1 protein-coding gene is annotated in these 407 nt (G+C 61.9%); it reads right to left on the bottom strand.

Features of this window, described 5'->3' with window-relative positions:
- Positions 1-15: 15 nt before the first annotated feature.
- The coding region (locus tag DY467_RS25850) for a GGDEF domain-containing protein (protein WP_164639896.1) at positions 16-407 on the bottom strand (392 nt) is incomplete at its 5' end.

Below are 407 nucleotides of genomic sequence, written 5' to 3'. Positions count from 1 at the left end.
AGCGATCGCCGGTCATCACAGGGTCGGCGACAGTTCGAGCGGGTCGACCACAGACAGGCTGAGTTCGACCCGATTGCGACCATTGAGTTTGGCGCGATATAGCGCGTTGTCGGCGCGCGCGACGAGGGTTTCGGCGTTGTCGCCCGGAAGCACCTGGGCAACGCCGAAACTGGCGGTGACGGTACCGACCTGTTCAAAGATCGTATGCGAGACCAGAAGCCGCAGTTTCTTGGCAGTTTCATAGGCTGCCTGGGCATCGGTGTCGGCGAGCAGCAGGGCGAATTCCTCACCGCCCCAACGAACCAGCAGATCAGAGCGCCGCACGCTGGCCGCCACCGTCTGCGACAGCCGGATCAAAACCTGATCGCCCATCGGGTGACCGTAGACGTCGTTGACCTCTTTGAAGT

This window comes from Rhodopseudomonas sp. BR0G17 (assembly GCF_010907025.1).
In the GTDB taxonomy this organism is placed as follows: Bacteria; Pseudomonadota; Alphaproteobacteria; order Rhizobiales; family Xanthobacteraceae; genus Rhodopseudomonas; species Rhodopseudomonas palustris_H.
This window is presented reverse-complemented; position numbering and strand designations above follow the sequence as displayed.